Genomic DNA, 17,230 nt, shown 5'->3' with positions numbered 1-17,230 from the left:
AGGGAGGGAACCATGTTCACCCACGTCACCGTCGGCGCCAACGATATCGAGGCGTCGCGCCGCTTCTATGACGCCGCTCTCGGCGCTCTCGGCATCGACTCCGCTCAGGGGCCGGATCCCAAGGGCCGCTACTGGTGGCGCACGGCGCACGGCGCCTTCGCCGTGGGCAAGCCGATCGACGGCGAGCCGGCCTGTCACGCCAACGGCGGCACCATCGGTTTTGCGGCCAAGGATCCGGCGGCGGTCGACGCCTTCCACGCGGCGGGCGTCGCGGCCGGCGGAGCCACGATCGAAGATCCGCCCGGCCTGCGCCAAGGCGCGTTCGGGAAACTGTATCTCGCCTATCTGCGCGATCCCTCGGGCAACAAGATCTGCGCCATGCACCGGGTCGTCGACTGATGCAGACCACCAAGACCCACATCGTCCACGGCGGAACCCTGCGCTATCTGAAGCAGGACAGTGCGACCACGGGCACGCCCATGACCCTGTCGGTCTTCGTTCCGGGCGGGGAGGGGCCGTTCCCGGTCCTGATCTGGCTGTCGGGCCTGACCTGCACCGAGGACAATTTCACCACCAAGGCCGGCGCCTACCGCGCCGCCGCCGAGCACGGCGTCATCATCGTCGCGCCCGACACCTCGCCGCGCGGCGAGGGTGTGGCCGACGATCCGGCCTATGACCTGGGCCAGGGCGCGGGCTTCTATGTCGATGCGACCCAGACGCCCTGGGCTCCGCACTTCCGCATGGAGTCCTATGTCACGGACGAACTGATCGCCCTGATCGACGCCCAGTTCCCGACCACGGGCGCGCGGTCGATCAGCGGCCATTCCATGGGCGGCCACGGCGCCCTGACCCTGGCGCTGCGCCATCCCGACCTGTTCCGCTCGGTCTCGGCCTTCGCCCCCATCTGCTCGCCGACCCGCTGCCCCTGGGGCGAAAAGGCCTTCACCGCCTATCTGGGCGAGGACCGGGCCGAATGGGACCGCCACGACGCCGCCAGACTGATCGAGGTCGGCGCCGCCAAGTCTGTCTACGACGACATCCTGATCGACCAGGGCGACGCCGACAGCTTCCTGACCGACCAGCTCAAGCCCGAACTGCTCCAGGCCGCCGCCGACGCCGCCGGTCAGAAGGTCACCATCCGGCTGCAGCCCGGCTACGATCACTCCTACTTCTTCATGACCAGCTTCATCGCCGACCACATCGCCTTCCACGCTGAACGGCTGAAGGCCTGAGGATGATGCGCCTCGGCTCGGTCCTGATGCTGGGGCTGCTCGTGGCCTTAAACGCCTCTTTGGCCGCAGCGCAGGAACAGGTGGGCGATCTCGACTGGCGTCCGCAGGTCGCCGTTCCAGCCTATACGGCTGATGGCCCCCTGATCCGTGTCGATCAGGGGCATGGAAGCCTTCAGACTATCGACGGCCGATATGCCGGGTTTGCCGCCCTCATGCGGGCCGACGGCTATGGGGTTGACGCGGGGCGCGGGCGACTGGATGCGCCGGGCGCGCTGGATGGGGTCGCGGTGCTGGTGATCGCCAACGCCGCCAGCCCCGAGAACGGCTCTCGCGTTTCGGCCTTTGACGAGGCCGAGATCGAGGCCATGGCGCGGTGGGTCGCACTTGGCGGTTCCCTGCTGCTTGCCGTCGATCACGCGCCGCATGGAACGGCGGCCGAAGCGCTGGGCGCTCGGTTCGGCGTGACGATGGGCAAGGGGTGCGCCTTTCAATCTGTTCGCAACGACGTCACGGCCAATCTGGTCTTTCCGCGACAGGCGCTGGGGGATCACCCGATCATCGCCGGTCGTGGGGGCGGCGAGGGCGTGCAGATCGTCAAGACCTTCACCGGCCAGTCCCTCAAGGGGCCCGACGGATCGACCGTGTTGCTGGCGATGAGCGACGACGCGTTCGAAGCGCCGGATCTCGCCACCCTTCAGGCCATTCGGCAGCGCCTGCGCGCGGGCGAGGATGTGGATGTGGATGTCGTGACGGCGGAGCTGGCGCGGCCCGCCCTGCCGGCCCAGGGGCTCGCCTTCCCGTTCGGCGAGGGCAGGGTCGTGGTGCTGGGTGAAGCCGGCATGCTGACCGCGCAGATCGTGCGTTTCCCCGACCAGCCGGACCGCACACCCTATCGTTTCGGCCTGAACACCGAGGGGCATGACGACCGGCAGTTCGCACTGAACCTGATGCACTGGCTGTCGCGTCTCATCCCCTGATGCTAGAGGGGCGCAATGAGCGCCACCGATCCCTATGAGCCGATGTTTTCCGCCCTGTGCCGCGAGGTGGGCTTCTGTCTGCATGAAAAGGGGCAAAAGCGCGTGATCGCCGCACTGCCGGCCGGGCTGGACGCCGCCGTGCGCGCCGTCTTCGCCGCCGAGGGCGTGGACGAGCCCAATGCGCCGGGCGACGTCAAGCGCGCCGTGCGCGAATGCCTGAAGGCGAACTTGCCAGCTTAACCGTGCCAAGGCGATAAATCGTAACGAAACCCAGCGATGATGCTTGGGTTCTAAGAAAGGGCGCCTAGATGAGGGGCGTCGGAAATCTGTCGCGAGAGGAAACTCCAATGGCCTTCACCCTGCCCCCGCTGCCCTACGCCTATGACGCGCTGGAGCCGGCCATCGACAAGGAGACGATGACCTTCCACCACGACAAGCACCACCAGACCTATGTCGACAACCTGAACAAGGCCATCGATGCGGCTGCGGATCTGCAGGGCAAGTCGCTGGAAGAAATCTTCACCAGCATCTCGACCGCCCCCAAGGCCGTGCGCAACAACGGCGGCGGTCACTGGAACCACAGCCTGTTCTGGGAACTGCTGGCCCCCGCCGATCAGACCGGCGAACCCTCGGCCGAGCTGAAGGCCGCCATCGACAGCGACCTGGGCGGCATGGACAAGTTCAAGGAAGACTTCAACGCCGCCGGCGCGGCACAGTTCGGCTCGGGCTGGGCCTGGCTGATCGTCCAGAACGGCAAGCTGAAGATCACCTCCACGCCGAACCAGGACAATCCGCTGATGGATGTCGTGGAAGAGCGCGGCGAGGTCGTCCTGGGCGCCGACGTCTGGGAACACGCCTATTATCTGAAATACCAGAACCGCCGCGCCGACTACCTGAAGTCCTTCTGGTCGGTGGTGAACTGGAACAAGGTCAACGAACTGTACGCCGCCGCCGTCTAGGCCTGGCCTAAGCGACAAGACGACGCCCGCCGGAACCTCCGGCGGGCGTTTTCGATTCAGCCTGCACACAGGAGTGAAACGATGCGGATTCTTATGGCGACGGCGGCCGTGACGGCCCTGACCCTGGCGGCCTGCTCCCCGGCGGCGAACGATCAGAAATCCGGCGAGCCTGCGCCGCCGAACCCCACCCAGACAGTCGCCGCCCCGGCGGAGAAGCCTGTCTATCGGTTCAAGATCGGCGCCCTGGACGCTATCGCCCTGTTCGACGGCCAGAACCCCGTGCCGAACGACAACAAGGTCTTCGGCGTGGGCCTGACGCCCCAGGCGGTCGCCGCCCCCCTGACCGCCGCCGGACAACCGGCCGACCCCATCATGCTGGAGATTCATCCGCTGCTGGTGCGGAACGGCGCCCGGACCATGTTGTTCGACGCCGGTCTGGGCGCGGGCAAGGGTCAGTTGATGCAGAGCCTGCAGACCGCCGGCGTCGATCCGGCCAGCATCACCGACGTGATGATCTCGCACGGCCACCCCGACCATGTGGGCGGTCTGGTCGCCGACGGCGCCCCGGCCTTCCCCAACGCCGCGATCCGGATGTCGGAGGCCGAATGGGCGTCGATCCGCGCCAATCCGGAAATGGCGGACCTGGTCCGCGTGATCACGCCCAAGGTCCAGGCCTTCCGTCCCGGGGATGAAATCGCGCCGGGCGTAGAGGCCCAGGACACGGCCGGGCATACGCCGGGCCATGTCGCCTATCTGATCACCGACGGCCAGAACCAGCTGTTGTATACGGGCGACCTGATGCACCACTGGGTCCTGTCGGTCGAACATCCGGACTGGACCGTCGGCTATGACGACGATGCGACGGCGGGCAAGAAGGCGCGTCTGGATGAAATCACGGCCCTGCGGGCGTCGGGCGCACACATCTACGCCTATCACTTCCCCTTCCCTGGCCTGGGGAAGATCCAGACCCGGGAGGGCCGGGCGACGTTCATCAGCGAGGCGCAGCCGGCCGCCTGATCGTGGCCTGGCGTCGCGGGCTCAGCTCAGCGACGCCAGGCGCGCGCGTTCCGTCATGCGTTCGGCATGGTGCTGCCGCAGGGTGCGTCGCTGACGCAGCAACTCGTGGATCCCGTCGGCGAGATCCAGCAACTGGCTGTCGGACAGCGGTTCGACCAGGTCGATCAGCTTTTGCTTCAGCCTGTCAAAGGCCTCGTCGGTCAGGCCGGTCGTCGTCGAATGCGCCATTTCGCCCTCCGCGAGGGGATCAGGAGATGTGCCTCCGACGACAAAAAGATCGGCCGAGGTCGTGGGGTTCCTGTCCATCGTGCTTAACGCTCACCACGGCTTGACTCCGGGGGGCTGTGTGGCGATAAGCGCCGCCTTCCACGTTTCCGGTTCGCCGGAAGCGGGATTGATGACGGAAGATGCGTGGACCGCCGTTGAGATCGCATTCCCAATCGAGGGGATGCCGGGCCGTATCGTCGAAAAGAGAATAGAATGTCCAAGCGCCACAGCGCCAAATACAAGATCGACCGGGCCATGGGTGAGAACCTGTGGGGCCGCGCCAAGTCGCCGGTCAACAAGCGTTCTTACGGTCCCGGCCAGCACGGTCAGCGTCGCAAGTCGAAGGTTTCGGACTTCGGTCTGCAACTGAAGGCCAAGCAGAAGCTGAAGGGCTACTACGGCAACATCACCGAGAAGCAGTTCGCCAAGACCTATGACGAGGCGGCTCGTCGCAAGGGCAACACCTCGGAAAACCTGATCGGCCTGCTGGAATCGCGTCTGGACGCCATCGTCTACCGCGCCAAGTTCGTCCCCACCGTCTGGGCCGCCCGCCAGTTCGTCAGCCACGGCCACGTCCTGGTCAACGGCAAGAAGGTCGATATCTCTTCCTACCGCGTGAAGCCGGAAGACGTCGTCACGGTGAAGGAAAAGTCGCGCAACATGGCGCTGGTCATCGAAGCCCAGCAGTCGTCGGAACGTGACGTGCCGGATTATCTGGAACTGTCCGACCGTTCGTTCTCGGTCCGTTACGTCCGCGTGCCGGAACTGACGGACGTGCCGTATCCGGTGAAGATGGAACCGAACCTGGTCGTCGAATACTACGCTTCGTAATCGAAGCCTTCTCTGGCGCGGCGATCGTCCCTCGGACGACCTGAGCGGCAGCAGAAAATTGAGTTGGAAGGGCCCCGGATCCGTCCGGGGCCCTTCGTTTATCGGCCTGTTCCCTTCCGGGGCGAACAGGCGCATTCTCGGGCTGTTCAGGGTTCGACGGAGCAGGGGAGGCCGCCTAAGCGATGCGCGCCGTCTTCAAATCTATGGCGTTTATCGCCGCTGTGTCGGGCGTATCCGCCTGCGCGGGGGTGGATGCGCCCAGTGTTTCGACCGTGGGCATGCCCGGCGCGCTTGAACCGATCCACGCCGCCGCCTTCACCAAGGACGCGGCCGTCTTCTGGGTCAGTTCCAACGGCTGCACCCGCAAGGAAGACCTGATCCCCATCGTCAGCATCAAGGGCGCCGACGCGGTCATAACCCTGCGTCGCCTCGACGAGGACACCTGCAAGGAGCCCCTGGTCGACGGGGTCGAGCTGAAGTGGTCGTTCGAGGAGCTGGGCCTGGCGCCCGGCTCGCCCGTCAGCGTCAACAACCCCTATCAACTGCCCCAGACCTGAGACGGTCTTAGCGGCCGTAACCCGGCCAGTGCGCCTTGCCCGCCCGCTCGTACTGGGGCGGCAGGCCCTCGTCCTGGCCCAGGGCCACGGCGGCATGGTGCGGCCAGTTGGGATCGTCCAGCGCCGCGCGGGCGATGGCGATGATGTCGGCCTGACCCGAGGCGACGATGTCCTCGGCCTGTTGCGGATCGAAGATCATGCCCACGGCCATGACGGCGGCCTCCGGCACGGCCTGTTTGACCGCCTCGGCGAAGCGAACCTGATAGCCCGGCTCGGCGCCCGGAATCTCGGCGCGGGCGACATTGCCGCCCGAGGTCAGGTGCAGATAGTCGTAGCCCATCTGATGCAGGGCGCGACCGAAGGCGATCACCTCGTCCAGGGCCACGCCGCCCTCGACCCAGTCGGACCCGTTGAAACGCACGCCCAGGGCCTTGGTCCTGGGCCAGGCCTCGCGCAGGGCCTGGGCCACCCGTAGCGGGAAGCGCGCCCGCGCCTCGGCTGAACCGCCGTACTGGTCCGCGCGGTGGTTCGACAGGGGCGACAGGAATTCGGTGAGCAGATAGCCGTGGGCGGCGTGCAGTTCCACCAGGTCGAACCCGGCGCGGTCGGCGCGGCGAGCCGCGTCCTCAAAGGCGGCGACCACCCGGTCCATGTCCGCCTCGGTCATTTCGGCGGGGGTATGCCAGTCGTCGCGGAAGGGCAGGGCCGATGGGCCGTAGGTCTGCCAGGCGCCTTCGTCCAGGCCCAGGGCGCGGCCGCCCTTCCACGGGGCCGAGGTCGAGGCCTTGCGACCCGCATGGCCCAACTGCACGCCGATGGGGGTGTGGGAATAGGTCCGGATGCCTTTCAGGATTTTCGCGAAGGCGGCTTCCTGTTCGTTGTTCCACAGGCCGGTGTCGTCGGGCGTGATCCGGCCGGCGGCCTCCACCCCGGTGGCCTCGATGATGACCAGGCCCGCGCCCGACACCGCCAGACGGCCGATATGCTGGACGTGCCAGGGCTGGGGCACGCCGTCGATCGCGGAATACTGACACATCGGCGCGATGACGATGCGGTTCTTCAGCGTCAGGGGGCCGATGCTGCGCGGCGAAAAGAGCTGGCTCATGGGGGCGTCCGGGGAGGGGAGAGGGACGGTAGCTATGCCGGTTGCAGTCGCGATCAAGGCCCGACCTTTCCGATTGTTCACCTGGCTTGCCGAAAATTCACGTGCCTGGCGCGTCGACGCGCGCCACAAAAGCGTCAAGCTCATTAGGGGATCACACCAATGCTTCGTCTCGCTCTCGCCATCGCCATCGCCGCCCCGCTGCTGTCGGGCTGCATCATCGTCTCGACCGAAAAGCCGACCACGCGGGTCATCACCGCCCCGGCGTCGGACCAATGATGCGCGGCCTGCTGAAGGGTCTGGCGGTCGCAGCGTGCGTCGCGCCGCTGCTGTCGGCCTGCGTCATCTATGACAGCGATGCGGGCGAGAACGTCTCGGTCAACGTGACCCGCAACGACGCCCCGCCGGCCGAAGCCATTCGCGAGGCGCGCTTTGCGGACGGCGCCCTGGTCGTCCGGGTCGATTCCAACGGCTGCACCCAGGCTTCGGACTTCGAAGTGTCCGTGGCCGAGAATTCGCCGACCGAGATCACCCTGCGCCGCACCAAGCCGGACCTGTGCAAGGCCCTGCTGCCCGATGGCGTGGAACTGCGCTGGACCTATGCCGACCTGGGCCTGGAGCCCGGCGCGCCGGCGCGGATCCTCAATCCGCTGAAGTAGTCTCGAACACCTTCAGCATCGACGACGGTATGCGCTGCGGCCTCAGGGTCGCAGCGTCCACCAGACACCATTCCGAGACGCCCTGGGCGCAGACCCGGCCCTCGGCGTCCTCGATGCGGACATAGCGGTTGAAGCGCGGCCCCTGCGGATCGCCCACCCAGGTCCGGGCCACAATCCCGGTCGCGCCGGGCGCGATGGCGCGAAGATAATCGATCTCGTGCCGCAGGGCGACCCAGGAGCATCGCGCCCGGGTCTCCGCGTCGAAGCGGGCGTTCCAATGGGCCGTGCCGACGTCCTGAAGCCAGCCGACATAGACGACATTGTTGACGTGGCCGTTGGCGTCGATGTGTTCGGGGCGGACCTCCAGCGGCACGACGAAGACCTCGCGATCCTCGCGTGGCGTCAGGACCGGGCGAGCCATCAGGCTTCGCCGAGCGGCACGCCCTTCTCGGCCATCAGGGCCTGAAGTTCGCCGGCCTGGAACATTTCGCGGATGATGTCCGACCCGCCGACGAATTCGCCCTTCACATACAGCTGGGGAATGGTGGGCCAGTCGGTGAAGCTCTTGACGCCCTCGCGCAGGGCTTCGTCCTGCAGCACGTCGACGCCGACGAAGGAGGCCCCGACATGGTCCAGGATCTGGACAGCCAGTGAGGAGAAGCCGCAGCGGGGCTGGTCCGGCGTGCCCTTCATGAACAGCACGACGTCATGCTGGGCGACAGTGTCGCCGATGAAGGCGTGGACGGGATCGGCGGCAGGAACGGTGTCGGTCACGGGAGAGGGCCTTTCGTGAAGGTCGTCAGCTAGGGAGAGGCGACGGCCGGGTCAAGGCGTGGTCGCGTCTATGCTTCGAGATCAGGCTGCAGCCGAGGCCGTGACCCGGCCCATTTCGATCTGGGCCGCCAGGCCCGGGGGCAGGTCGCGTTCCGGCGTCGAGGCCAGCATGCTCAGCCGTTCCACGTCATTGGCGCGTATGATCACGCTGGAGATGGTCGGATCGGTCAGGACATAGCTGAGGCAGATCGCCTCGGCCGGCCAGTTGGGCGTGCGATACAGGAAGCCGAAGGCGTCGCTTTGCCGCGATTGGGGCGGGCGTTTGGGCGCGCCGCCCAGGCCGAAGAAGCCCTTTTTCGCAACAGGCTCGGTTCCACGCGGTTTGGCGCGGCGATCCGTGAAATAGTCGTAGGCGAAGACCGACATGTCCTGTTCGCGGGCGGCGCGGACACGATTGCGCAGCCTCCAGTCGGCGTTGATGTCGAACGGGGTCACCAGGGCGTCGAAGGCGCCGGTGGAGACATAGGTGTCCATGACCTCGCCGCCGCCCGCCACGCCCAGCAGCTTGATGCGCCCGGTGGCGCGCAGGGCCTTGAGCGCGTTCAGCGACGACTGCGGCAGTTCGTGTTCGCCCGGCTCGTGCAGCACCGCGACATCGATCCAGCCCAGGCCCGAGAAATGCAGCACCCGGTCGATGGCGCCGGTCATGCCTTCGGCCGAGAAATCGCGCGCCGCCTCGCGGCCTGCGCCGACGCCCAGGGTCAGGCTGACACAGACCAGCTTGCGATCCACATGGGCCAGGGCTTCGCCCAGCACCTCGGCCGCAACCGGATCGGCGGTCTCGAGCCGATAGGAATTCACCCCGGCTTCCAGGGCGGAATAAAGCAGGTTCAGCGCGCCCTCACGACCGCGCGCCAGATTGTCCAGCCCGAAGCTGAGGGTCAGGTTGGAAATGGCGGCGCCGGACACGCCGAAGGGGCGATAGCGCATGGGATCAAGCCTCCTTGGGCGGGGCGGCGGTTTCGAGCGCCAGGGCGTGCAGTTCGCCGCCCATCTGTCCCTTCAACGCGGCATAGACCAACTGGTGCTGGCGCACGCGCGGCATGCCGGCGAAGGCGCTGGAGACGATGCGGGCGCGATAGTGGTCGCCGTCTCCGGCCAGGTCGTCGATGGCGATCTCGGCGTCGGGAAAGGCCTCGACCAGATGCTGGCGCAGGGTTTCGACGGACATGGGCATGGGCGGGGCTCTTGGATCGTTCTCCTTCAGCATGCCCGATAAACCTTAATGCCGGGCTACGCCTGTTTCGGCCGCTCAAAGAGCTGAACCGGACCGTCCTTGTAGGTCGTCGTCGCATAGGGGCGGTAGCCGACCCGTTCCGCCAGCCGAACGGAGGCGAGGTTCTCAGGCGCGATCATGCAGACAGTGCGTGAGGCCGGCAGGCGGACGTCCGCCCAGTCCAAAACCGCTTGCACGGCTTCAGAAGCGAAGCCCTGGCCTTGGAAGGCCGGCGAAAGGCCCCAGCCCAGTTCGGGGTCGGCCAGAGGCGGATCGATCAGTCGTCGGTGGTCCAGTATCGAGACGCTGCCCAGATAGGAGCCGTTGTTCGCCAGGCGGACGGTCCAGGCGCCGTAGCCGGCGACGCTCCACTGTCCCAGGTCGCGTAGCAGCCGAAACCAGACCTCCTCGCTCGTCAGGGGCCGACCCGTGATGTGGCGGGTGAATTCTTCGTCGGCCCAAAGCGCGATCAGGGAGCTTAGGTCGTTCACCTCGACCGGTGTCAGAACCAGCCTCTCAGTCTTGAGAATTTCAGAGTTCACATCAGGCCCAGTTGCTTGAAGCTGGCCACCCCGTCGCGGCCGACGACCAGATGGTCGTGAACCTCGACGTTAAGGGCTCGGCCGGCCTGCACAACCTGTTTCGTGATCTCGATGTCGGCGCGGCTGGGGGTGGGGTCGCCGGACGGATGATTGTGGACCAGGATCAGGGCGCTGGCCGACAGCTCCAAGGCGCGTCGCACGACCTCGCGGGGATAGACGGGGGCGTGATCGACCGTGCCCCGGTTCTGCACCTCGTCCAGGATCAGCTGGTTCTTCTTGTCGAGGTAGTGTTCCATTCGCAAACTCCCGATAGAACCTCTGCCATGACCGCTCAAGCTTACATCTACAGACGTTTCAGCGCGGACGAACAGGAGAAGGGCGCGGGCGACACGCTGAACCGCCAGAAGGAACGGTGCGAAGCCTATGCCGCCGAGAATGGGTGGCAAGTCACTGAAGTCATGACCGACAAGGGCCGCTCGGCCTTCAAGGGCGAACACCTTTATCCCGAGGCTGAACTCGGCCAGTTCGTGGAGCGTGTCACTCGCGGCGAGATATCGTCTGGGTCGGTGCTGATCGCGGAACGTCTGGACCGCCTTTCGCGTCGTCCAGTCAATGAAGCTATGGCGTGGATTCACGCCATGACAAGCGCCGGGATTAAGATCGCCATCGCTGATAGCCGGAACGTCTTCGGTGTCAATCAAGACATGGGTTCCTTCCTCGCGACCGCGATCCAAGCCGCGACCGGTCATGAAGAGAGCCGAAAAAAGTCGGAACAGACAACGCTCTCCAAACAGAAGCTTTGGAAATTGGCAGAAGTCCGTGAGGGCAAGTGGGCGAACCTAGCAAACAAAATCCCAAGCTGGCTTAAGCGGAAGCCCGGCTGCGATGGTTTCGAGGTCATCGAAGAGCGTGCCGACGTAGTGCGACTGATTTACCAGATGTCAGCAGATGGCGTCGGCGTGAACACCATCACCCGGCAACTGAACGAGGGCATCAATGGGAAAGTCATTCCGCCTTTCGCCAAGGCCATCAAACACAAGGGCGTTCCTCATAAATGGGGCCGCTCTGGCGTCCGCCAGCTTTTGAAAAGCCCGACTGTCGAAGGCGACTTCCGCCCCGCCACTGGAGCGCACAAGGGCCGGGTGATCCATGGGTTCTATCCGCGTATAGTGGACGCCGACATCGTGTCCCTCGCACGGGCGGACCTGACGGCGCGGCGGAAAGTGGCTGGCAAGAGCGCGGCGTCGGGATCGTCGAACATCTTCGCGGGCATTACCTCATGCGGTCATTGTGGTCGTCGGGCTTTCCTGACCACCAGCACCCAGAAAGGGAAGCCTTACCCTTATCTTCGGTGTGAAGCCGCTGGGGAGCGTCGATGCGAAAACGTCGGTGGGTATTCTTACAGGGCGTTCGAAAACACGGTCCTCGACCTGATGTTGGATATGGCATTGGATGACCGCTTCTTTGCCGTAACCGGCGAGTTGCGCGCCGGTCGGATCAGAAAGGCCGAGATCGAGAAAGCTCTCGCTGACAAGCGCGCTTTCCGCGCCCGGCTTCTCATGAACTTCGGTCAGGGTGACGATCAGGCGGCGGAAATGATCGCGGTCACCAAAACCGAGATCGACACGCTGTCCGCTCGATTGGTGGAAATTGAATCAGCAATTCTACGTGCCAGCGGCGCGGTCGGAAATATCGAGCATCTTCGCCGCGTCGGTGACATTCGCGAGGCTTCGAATTCTGCCGACGAGGCAGTCCGCGTTCAGGCTCGATCCAAGCTTCGTCTAGCCATGTCTAGCATCATCATGTCAGTGGACATCGAGCGCGATGAAACCGGCGAGCGGGTCTTCACCGTCATCCTCAAGGGCGGGATCATGGCGGTCAGGATCGACATGAAGGGCCGTGTGAAGAAGTCGATTTCCGATGCGACAGGTAAACCGTTGTGGTCTTACTTGCCTGACGATCAGAAATTGATGCTTGCGCCGCTTATCGACCGCATCGAGAAGATGGCTGTCTGACGATGCGCCAACTCCGACACTAGGCCGCGACGCTCTCTCCACGGTTTTCCTCGACCGTCTTCATGGTGCGCTTGATGCGTTGGACGCTGGCCGTGGAGACGCCGGTAGCTTTGGCTACCGCACGGATGGATAGACCGTCTCCCAGCGCCTTTTGGACTTTTCGGCGAACTTCCAGCGACAGGTTCGGGCGGCCGAACTGGACGCCCTTGGCGCGGGCGCGGGCGAGACCTGCGTTGATCCGACTGGTGATGATTGCGCGCTCGAACTCGGCGAACACGGCCAACATCTGGAAGAGCATGCGCCCAGACGGCGTGCTCGTATCGACCGCTTGCTGATGGAGGTAGAGGTCGCAGCCGCTGGCTTGGATGTCGGAGAGGAAACTCACCAGATCGGGCAGGGAGCGTCCCAGACGGTCCACGGCGAACGCCGCCACCATGTCGATCTCTCGCCGGTGAACTGCCTTGAGCAGGGCGTCGAAGGCGGGCCGCTTGTCCCGGCCCTTGGCGCCGGAGAAGCCAGCGTCCTCGAACACTTCCACGACGGTCCAGCCTGACCGTTCGGCCACCTCCATGAGGATGCGCCGCTGGTTCTCGGTCGTTTGCGAGTCCTGCGACACGCGGAGATACAGGGCTGCTCTTTTCATCTCCGATACGATCTCATGCATCGTCGGGGCGTCAATCAGAACGGGCGATCCGGCCTAGTGCGCTTAAGCGACGGGCAATCTCGTCGGTCGAGAGCGGCTCCTTCGACGCCGATGGTGACGCGACAGGTTTCCGCGCTGCCTCTGGTTTCATTGCCGCTTTCCGACTTCGGCGCCGCTCGAAGAGGAAGTCGAGCAGGAACCACGCAAGCTGGCTGGTCCACAGTTCGCCGCAAGCCGTCCTGATCCCCTGCTTGTTGAGCAGACGCGCCACATCGGCTGGCTTGCGAAAGCCGTTCTCGGCCAACTTCCAGACGACAGGTTCAAGGTCGTCCAGAACGCGATCCTTGGAACGCCCCCCGAAGCTGAAATGGACGAGTTCCTGCTTGGAGATTGGTGTCTTCTTTCGTGGCACCTTATTCGCTGAAGCAGGTCGTGACACGGGAGCCGGTCCCGGCGGCGGCATGTGCTCTGATCTCTGCGGCCGCTGGTGCGCTCCAATTACTCTGGCGAGTAGGCCCGGTCCGCCGCTCCTGCGTCTGGCCGACGAGCCTTGCGCTCCAGACCATCCGACTATGGTGCTGCCGCCGTGATATGATCCCCGCTTCGCCACGCTCACCTCCGTTCATCGGAGAATGCACGACAGAGGGCGTCAATGAAAATGCCTCGGCTATTTTCTGCAGATCGTGCGGTGAATAGCGACCCTAATCACCGCACAGGTCTTCCCGCGCCTGTCTCCAACCAACTGATTTTGATGGTGGTGAAATCTGGCCCCTGAAAACCCCTCAAAACCGAGGCCGAATTCACAGGGGATATTGTCACGGCCCTTTTCGGGCAATCTTCTATGCGACAACATCGTGATCAGTCAGGCAGACGGTCATCGCTTCAAAGATACGGCGATGCTGACATGGTTGATCGTCAGCGGCCGGTGATCCGGCATCCCTGTGTAGTCGAGGTTGCGCCAGCGCGTTTCGGCTTCCAGCACATCGCCCCAAGCCTTCTCGAACATCGCCGTCAGAACGGAGAAGGACGGATGAGTGGAAGATATCGAAAGGCCGCGCGAAGCCGCCAGTGCGAGGAGGTGCGTTTCGACGGCGTTCGTCTGATCGTCGAGGCTCTCGAAGATCGCTTTCCGCCGCGCCGCTGCGTCGTCTGCCGTGGCGATGGAGGCGAAAGCTTCGATCCGCCCCCCTTTTTCGGCTACGCCGAATAATCGGCATTCTTCCTCATATCGCGCTCGACCGCTGTCTTGATATGGATCGTGGAGAATGGCCTGTGCTCGACGGTAGAGTTCGCTCTCTTTCCATTCCTTGATCATCGTCACGACCATGTGAACGGGTAGCCGCTCGGCATCATCCTGTAGTGATGTCCATTCCTGACGCCCCAATCTACCTCTGTAAGTCGATTTGATCGGGGATTCGCGGTGAGCAGCGAATGCATCGACCTCGGCTCTGGGATACCAAACTTCTCCTGCAGTCGAACCGGTCGTGGAGCAGTAGTAGGCGGGGCCAGACTTCGCGATGTTTCCGAGAGTGCGCTCGCCAAGGCCAATGGCCTCGGCGGCCTCGCCGCGTGTCAACAAATCTTTCTCGGCAAGACCGAGCAGCTTCGCTAACGCACGTTTTGATATCGAGCGATGTTTTGAGGGAGCTTCCGACATTCACTCAATGACATCATCTGGAACCTTCCGAACCGTTTACGAGCGGTCAGGATCAGCAAATATGTGGGAACTACCCCGCGTTCGTGACAAGTTCGAAGCTCGTGTGAAAACTACCGTGATAGGGCAATTTTATTATGATTTTCAAATAGATGTCGGCGTGTTTTGATCGCTTCATCGACAACCGATGAGGCCATCAGAACGCATGAAAATCCGCCGCCAGAAGCTCGCTGAAGTTCAGAACGCCACCGCCGACAACGACAATCTTCCGACCATCACGCCGCCGCCCTCGGCACCTTCGGCCCGCCTGTTGAAGGGCGAGTGCGTCGCCGCCATGAATGCAATCACGGCAGGGTCTATCGATCTGGTCGTGACGTCGCCGCCCTACCTGAACTATGACATGCCCTATGGCGACGCCTTCGACAGCATCGAAGATTACGTCGAGTTCTCTCGCCAATGGATCACGGCGGCGGCTCGTGTTCTGAAGCCGGGCGGCGCGATGTGGGTCAACGTCGGTATGCTCAAGGCAGGGCCGAACAGCCGCGTGCCGCTGACCTACTATCTTTTCCCCCTGATCGCCGGGACGGGTCTGACGTTCGTTCAGGAGATCGTCTGGGATCGCCGCGCCCAGCAGAACACCATCAACCGTTTCGCAACCCGGTCGGAGCGTTGGCTCTATCTGGTGAAGCCCGGCGTGCTGAAGGGCGGGCGCGGTCGTCCCAAGAACATCGCGCCGACGTTCAATCTCGATGCCGTGCGTCGCGCTCCGAACGCCGTGGACAAGCGCAATAATCCCGCTGGAGCCAACCCCGCCGACATCTGGGAATTCACGCAGGTTCACGGCACTGCGAAGGAGCGCACCGAGCATCCGTGCCCGTTCCCGCAAGCCATGATCGAGCGCATCGTGCTGGCCTGTTCCAATCCCGGCGATGTCGTCATGGACCCGTTCGGCGGATCGGGGACGACGGGTGCGGCGGCGATGGCGCACGGTCGTTCCGCCGTGATGATCGAACGCGAGCCGACCTACTGGCCGATTATCGAAAAGCGTCTGGGACTGGTGGTTCGCGTCGTCGTCGGCGCGACGGAGGCTGGCGCCGAATTGTTCGCCGACTTCCACCATGGCGACGCCATCGAGAAGATGAAGCTGATCCCGTCGAAGTCGGTGAATCTGATCCTGTGCGATCCTCCTTTTGCGACGACGAATTGCTCGTGGGACCAGTTGCTCCCGGCGGCTGACATGTGGCGCGAATATGAGCGCATCCTCGCGCCGAACGGCATGGTCGTGCTTCACGCCGCGCAGCCGTTCACGACGGACCTCATCATGTCGAACCGCTCGTGGTTCAGCCAGCACCTGATCTGGGAGAAGACGCGCGCTGTTGGATTCCTTCATGCCAAGCGTCGCCACATGGCGGCGCACGAAGACGTCCTTGTCTTCAAACGTCCGGGCGGAAAAGCCACCTACAACCCGCAGGGCGTGGTGAAGAAAAACGCCAAGACGACGCGACGTGGATCGGTCGGCGAAGTCTATCGCGACAGCTACACGAAGAATGAGTGGGTCAACGATAGCGGCAACTACCCCCGCTCGGTGCTGAAATTCAAAAGCGAGCGCAACCACGGCCACCCCACCCAGAAGCCGCAAGCGTTGGCGGAATATCTGATCCGCACCTTCTCCAATCCCGGCGATGTGGTGCTGGACCACTGCTATGGCAGCGGGACGACCGGCGCCGCTGCCATGGGCACGGGCCGCAGCTTCATCGGCGTCGAACGCGACAATGAGTGGTTCGCGAAAGGTCGTGCCCGCATTCTCGCGGCGGCTGGAACGGGTGAACTGCCGTCGCTGACGACGCCTGTTGCCGCGAATGATGTTCTGCCAAAGATCGAACAGGTTCCCGTCGCCCTCGATGGTCTCATGGTAACGGAGGGCCTCCGGTTGCCCGCCGTGCCTGCCCAGCGATTGGTGAACAAGTGCGATGCGCGGGTGGAGGAAGTTGGCGCCCTAAAAGTAGTCGATTTGTTCTGCGGCGCTGGCGGCTTGTCGCTCGGTTTCGAACTCGCCAGTCACGAGGTGGTCGCTGCGTTCGATTTCTGGAATCGGGCCGTAGAAACCTATCGCTTGAACTTTGATCATCCGGTCTTTGAACTCGACCTCACCGATGTGGCTTCGGCAGTCAAGGCAATCCGACCCTATGCGCCTGACCTGATTGTGGGCGGCCCGCCTTGCCAAGAATTCTCATCGGCGGGGAGTCGTTCAGAGGGTGGCAAAGCGAATCTGACTCGCGCGTTCGCCGAGATCGTCTCTGCGATCCGGCCTCGCATGTTCGTTATGGAGAATGTTGGACGCGCATCTTCGAGCGTCGCCTACCGCGCTGCGCGCGAAATCTTCAAGTCGGCGGGCTACGGCCTCACCGAGCGTGTTTTGGATGCGAGCCTTTGCGGCGTTCCGCAGAAGCGAAAGCGCTTTTTCTGTATCGGTATTCTGAAAGGAGAAGATGGAGTTCTGAACGCTTTCCTTGATGAAAGCTTCGCCAGTCAGGCGATGACCGTGCGAGATTATATGGGATCAGAAATCGATTTCGATCACTACTACCGGCACCCAAGAAACTATGCGCGCAGGGCCGTGTTTTCAGTTGATGAACCGTCGCCGACGATGTGGATCGGCGTGGAAAAGGGACCCCGTTAGCGGTGTGATCGGCGTCGAATAAGGACCCCTCATTCCTGAGGTCTA

Annotated in this window: 21 protein-coding genes and 1 pseudogene; 11 read left to right on the top strand and 11 right to left on the bottom strand. The window is 63.8% G+C overall.

The annotated features are described in order from the left end of the window. Positions 1-12 precede the first annotated feature (12 nt). The 6 genes from AC07NC_RS12445 to AC07NC_RS12420 all read left to right on the top strand — a co-directional run bounded on the left by AC07NC_RS12445 (position 13) and on the right by AC07NC_RS12420 (position 4,185). Positions 13-399 carry a VOC family protein gene (locus AC07NC_RS12445; protein ID WP_494569732.1) on the top strand — a complete coding sequence of 129 codons (387 nt, stop codon included), beginning with the start codon at positions 13-15 and terminating at the stop codon, positions 397-399. Beyond that, positions 399-1,232, top strand: coding sequence for an S-formylglutathione hydrolase (gene fghA, locus AC07NC_RS12440; RefSeq protein WP_494569731.1), 834 nt, complete (start codon positions 399-401; stop codon positions 1,230-1,232). The genes AC07NC_RS12445 and fghA overlap by 1 nt, the downstream gene beginning before the upstream one ends. A gap of 2 nt (positions 1,233-1,234) precedes the next feature. Continuing rightward, positions 1,235-2,209 carry a DUF4350 domain-containing protein gene (locus tag AC07NC_RS12435; RefSeq protein WP_494569730.1) on the top strand — a complete coding sequence of 325 codons (975 nt, stop codon included), beginning with the start codon at positions 1,235-1,237 and terminating at the stop codon, positions 2,207-2,209. A gap of 15 nt (positions 2,210-2,224) precedes the next feature. After that, entirely contained in the window at positions 2,225-2,449 is a 225-nt protein-coding gene (locus AC07NC_RS12430; protein WP_287930381.1) for a hypothetical protein, read from the top strand. Between the two features lie 107 nt (positions 2,450-2,556). Next, on the top strand, positions 2,557-3,168 hold the full coding sequence (locus tag AC07NC_RS12425) for a superoxide dismutase (RefSeq protein ID WP_008263343.1): 612 nt from the start codon (positions 2,557-2,559) through the stop codon (positions 3,166-3,168). An 81-nt stretch (positions 3,169-3,249) separates the two neighbouring features. After that, on the top strand, positions 3,250-4,185 hold the full coding sequence (locus AC07NC_RS12420; RefSeq protein WP_494569729.1) for an MBL fold metallo-hydrolase: 936 nt from the start codon (positions 3,250-3,252) through the stop codon (positions 4,183-4,185). A gap of 21 nt (positions 4,186-4,206) precedes the next feature. Here AC07NC_RS12420 and AC07NC_RS12415 read toward each other — a convergent pair whose 3' ends face one another. Then, positions 4,207-4,413, bottom strand: coding sequence for a hypothetical protein (locus tag AC07NC_RS12415; protein WP_494569728.1), 207 nt, complete (start codon positions 4,411-4,413; stop codon positions 4,207-4,209). Between the two features lie 252 nt (positions 4,414-4,665). On the opposite strand from AC07NC_RS12415, the gene rpsD reads away from it, so the two are divergent. Beyond that, positions 4,666-5,283, top strand: a complete 618-nt coding sequence (gene rpsD, locus AC07NC_RS12410; RefSeq protein WP_008260153.1) for a 30S ribosomal protein S4 — start codon at positions 4,666-4,668, stop codon at positions 5,281-5,283. Between the two features lie 182 nt (positions 5,284-5,465). Further along, complete coding sequence (locus AC07NC_RS12405; RefSeq protein WP_008262318.1) at positions 5,466-5,840, top strand: hypothetical protein; 375 nt, start codon at positions 5,466-5,468, stop codon at positions 5,838-5,840. A 7-nt stretch (positions 5,841-5,847) separates the two neighbouring features. Here AC07NC_RS12405 and AC07NC_RS12400 read toward each other — a convergent pair whose 3' ends face one another. Then, a complete protein-coding gene (locus AC07NC_RS12400; RefSeq protein WP_494569727.1) occupies positions 5,848-6,945 on the bottom strand; it encodes an NADH:flavin oxidoreductase/NADH oxidase in 1,098 nt (365 codons plus the stop codon). Positions 6,946-7,220: 275 nt separating this feature from the next. Between AC07NC_RS12400 and AC07NC_RS12395 the strand changes: the two genes are divergently transcribed. Continuing rightward, complete coding sequence (locus tag AC07NC_RS12395; RefSeq protein WP_154726371.1) at positions 7,221-7,601, top strand: hypothetical protein; 381 nt, start codon at positions 7,221-7,223, stop codon at positions 7,599-7,601. Here the strand turns inward: AC07NC_RS12395 and AC07NC_RS12390 are convergent. The 6 genes and pseudogenes from AC07NC_RS12390 to AC07NC_RS12365 all read right to left on the bottom strand — a co-directional run. Continuing rightward, a complete protein-coding gene (locus tag AC07NC_RS12390; protein ID WP_008258943.1) occupies positions 7,585-8,022 on the bottom strand; it encodes an acyl-CoA thioesterase in 438 nt (145 codons plus the stop codon). The genes AC07NC_RS12395 and AC07NC_RS12390 overlap by 17 nt on opposite strands. After that, a complete protein-coding gene (gene grxD / locus AC07NC_RS12385) occupies positions 8,022-8,375 on the bottom strand; it encodes a Grx4 family monothiol glutaredoxin (RefSeq protein ID WP_008264037.1) in 354 nt (117 codons plus the stop codon). The genes AC07NC_RS12390 and grxD overlap by 1 nt, the downstream gene beginning before the upstream one ends. Positions 8,376-8,456: 81 nt before the next feature. Then, entirely contained in the window at positions 8,457-9,365 is a 909-nt protein-coding gene (locus tag AC07NC_RS12380; RefSeq protein ID WP_008261640.1) for an aldo-keto reductase family protein, read from the bottom strand. A 4-nt stretch (positions 9,366-9,369) separates the two neighbouring features. After that, the gene (locus tag AC07NC_RS12375) at positions 9,370-9,612 is read right to left on the bottom strand and encodes a BolA family protein (protein ID WP_035308550.1); all 243 of its coding nucleotides are present in this window, start codon (positions 9,610-9,612) and stop codon (positions 9,370-9,372) included. 56 nt (positions 9,613-9,668) lie between these two features. Next, on the bottom strand, positions 9,669-10,193 hold the full coding sequence (locus AC07NC_RS12370; RefSeq protein WP_494569726.1) for a GNAT family N-acetyltransferase: 525 nt from the start codon (positions 10,191-10,193) through the stop codon (positions 9,669-9,671). Beyond that, a pseudogene (locus AC07NC_RS12365) lies at positions 10,190-10,480 on the bottom strand (JAB domain-containing protein); the annotation flags it as partial. The gene AC07NC_RS12370 and the pseudogene AC07NC_RS12365, both read right to left, overlap by 4 nt. 36 nt (positions 10,481-10,516) lie before the next feature. Here AC07NC_RS12365 and AC07NC_RS12360 point away from each other — a divergent pair. Then, entirely contained in the window at positions 10,517-12,208 is a 1,692-nt protein-coding gene (locus AC07NC_RS12360; RefSeq protein WP_494569725.1) for a recombinase family protein, read from the top strand. Positions 12,209-12,227: 19 nt separating this feature from the next. Here AC07NC_RS12360 and AC07NC_RS12355 read toward each other — a convergent pair whose 3' ends face one another. The 3 genes from AC07NC_RS12355 to AC07NC_RS12345 all read right to left on the bottom strand — a co-directional run bounded on the left by AC07NC_RS12355 (position 12,228) and on the right by AC07NC_RS12345 (position 14,508). Further along, positions 12,228-12,872, bottom strand: coding sequence for a recombinase family protein (locus AC07NC_RS12355; protein WP_494569724.1), 645 nt, complete (start codon positions 12,870-12,872; stop codon positions 12,228-12,230). A 10-nt stretch (positions 12,873-12,882) separates the two neighbouring features. Continuing rightward, positions 12,883-13,290 (bottom strand): hypothetical protein, encoded by a 408-nt coding sequence (locus AC07NC_RS12350; protein WP_494569723.1) that lies wholly within the window; start codon positions 13,288-13,290, stop codon positions 12,883-12,885. Positions 13,291-13,725: 435 nt separating this feature from the next. After that, positions 13,726-14,508 (bottom strand): hypothetical protein, encoded by a 783-nt coding sequence (locus tag AC07NC_RS12345; protein ID WP_494569722.1) that lies wholly within the window; start codon positions 14,506-14,508, stop codon positions 13,726-13,728. A gap of 202 nt (positions 14,509-14,710) precedes the next feature. On the opposite strand from AC07NC_RS12345, the gene dcm reads away from it, so the two are divergent. After that, complete coding sequence (gene dcm / locus AC07NC_RS12340) at positions 14,711-17,185, top strand: DNA (cytosine-5-)-methyltransferase (protein WP_494569721.1); 2,475 nt, start codon at positions 14,711-14,713, stop codon at positions 17,183-17,185. Positions 17,186-17,230 lie beyond the last annotated feature (45 nt).

The sequence above is a fragment of the Brevundimonas sp. GW821-FHT10A07 genome (assembly GCF_059415785.1).
The sequence above is the reverse complement of the archived record's forward strand: the minus strand, read 5'-3'. Positions and strand labels throughout refer to the sequence as shown.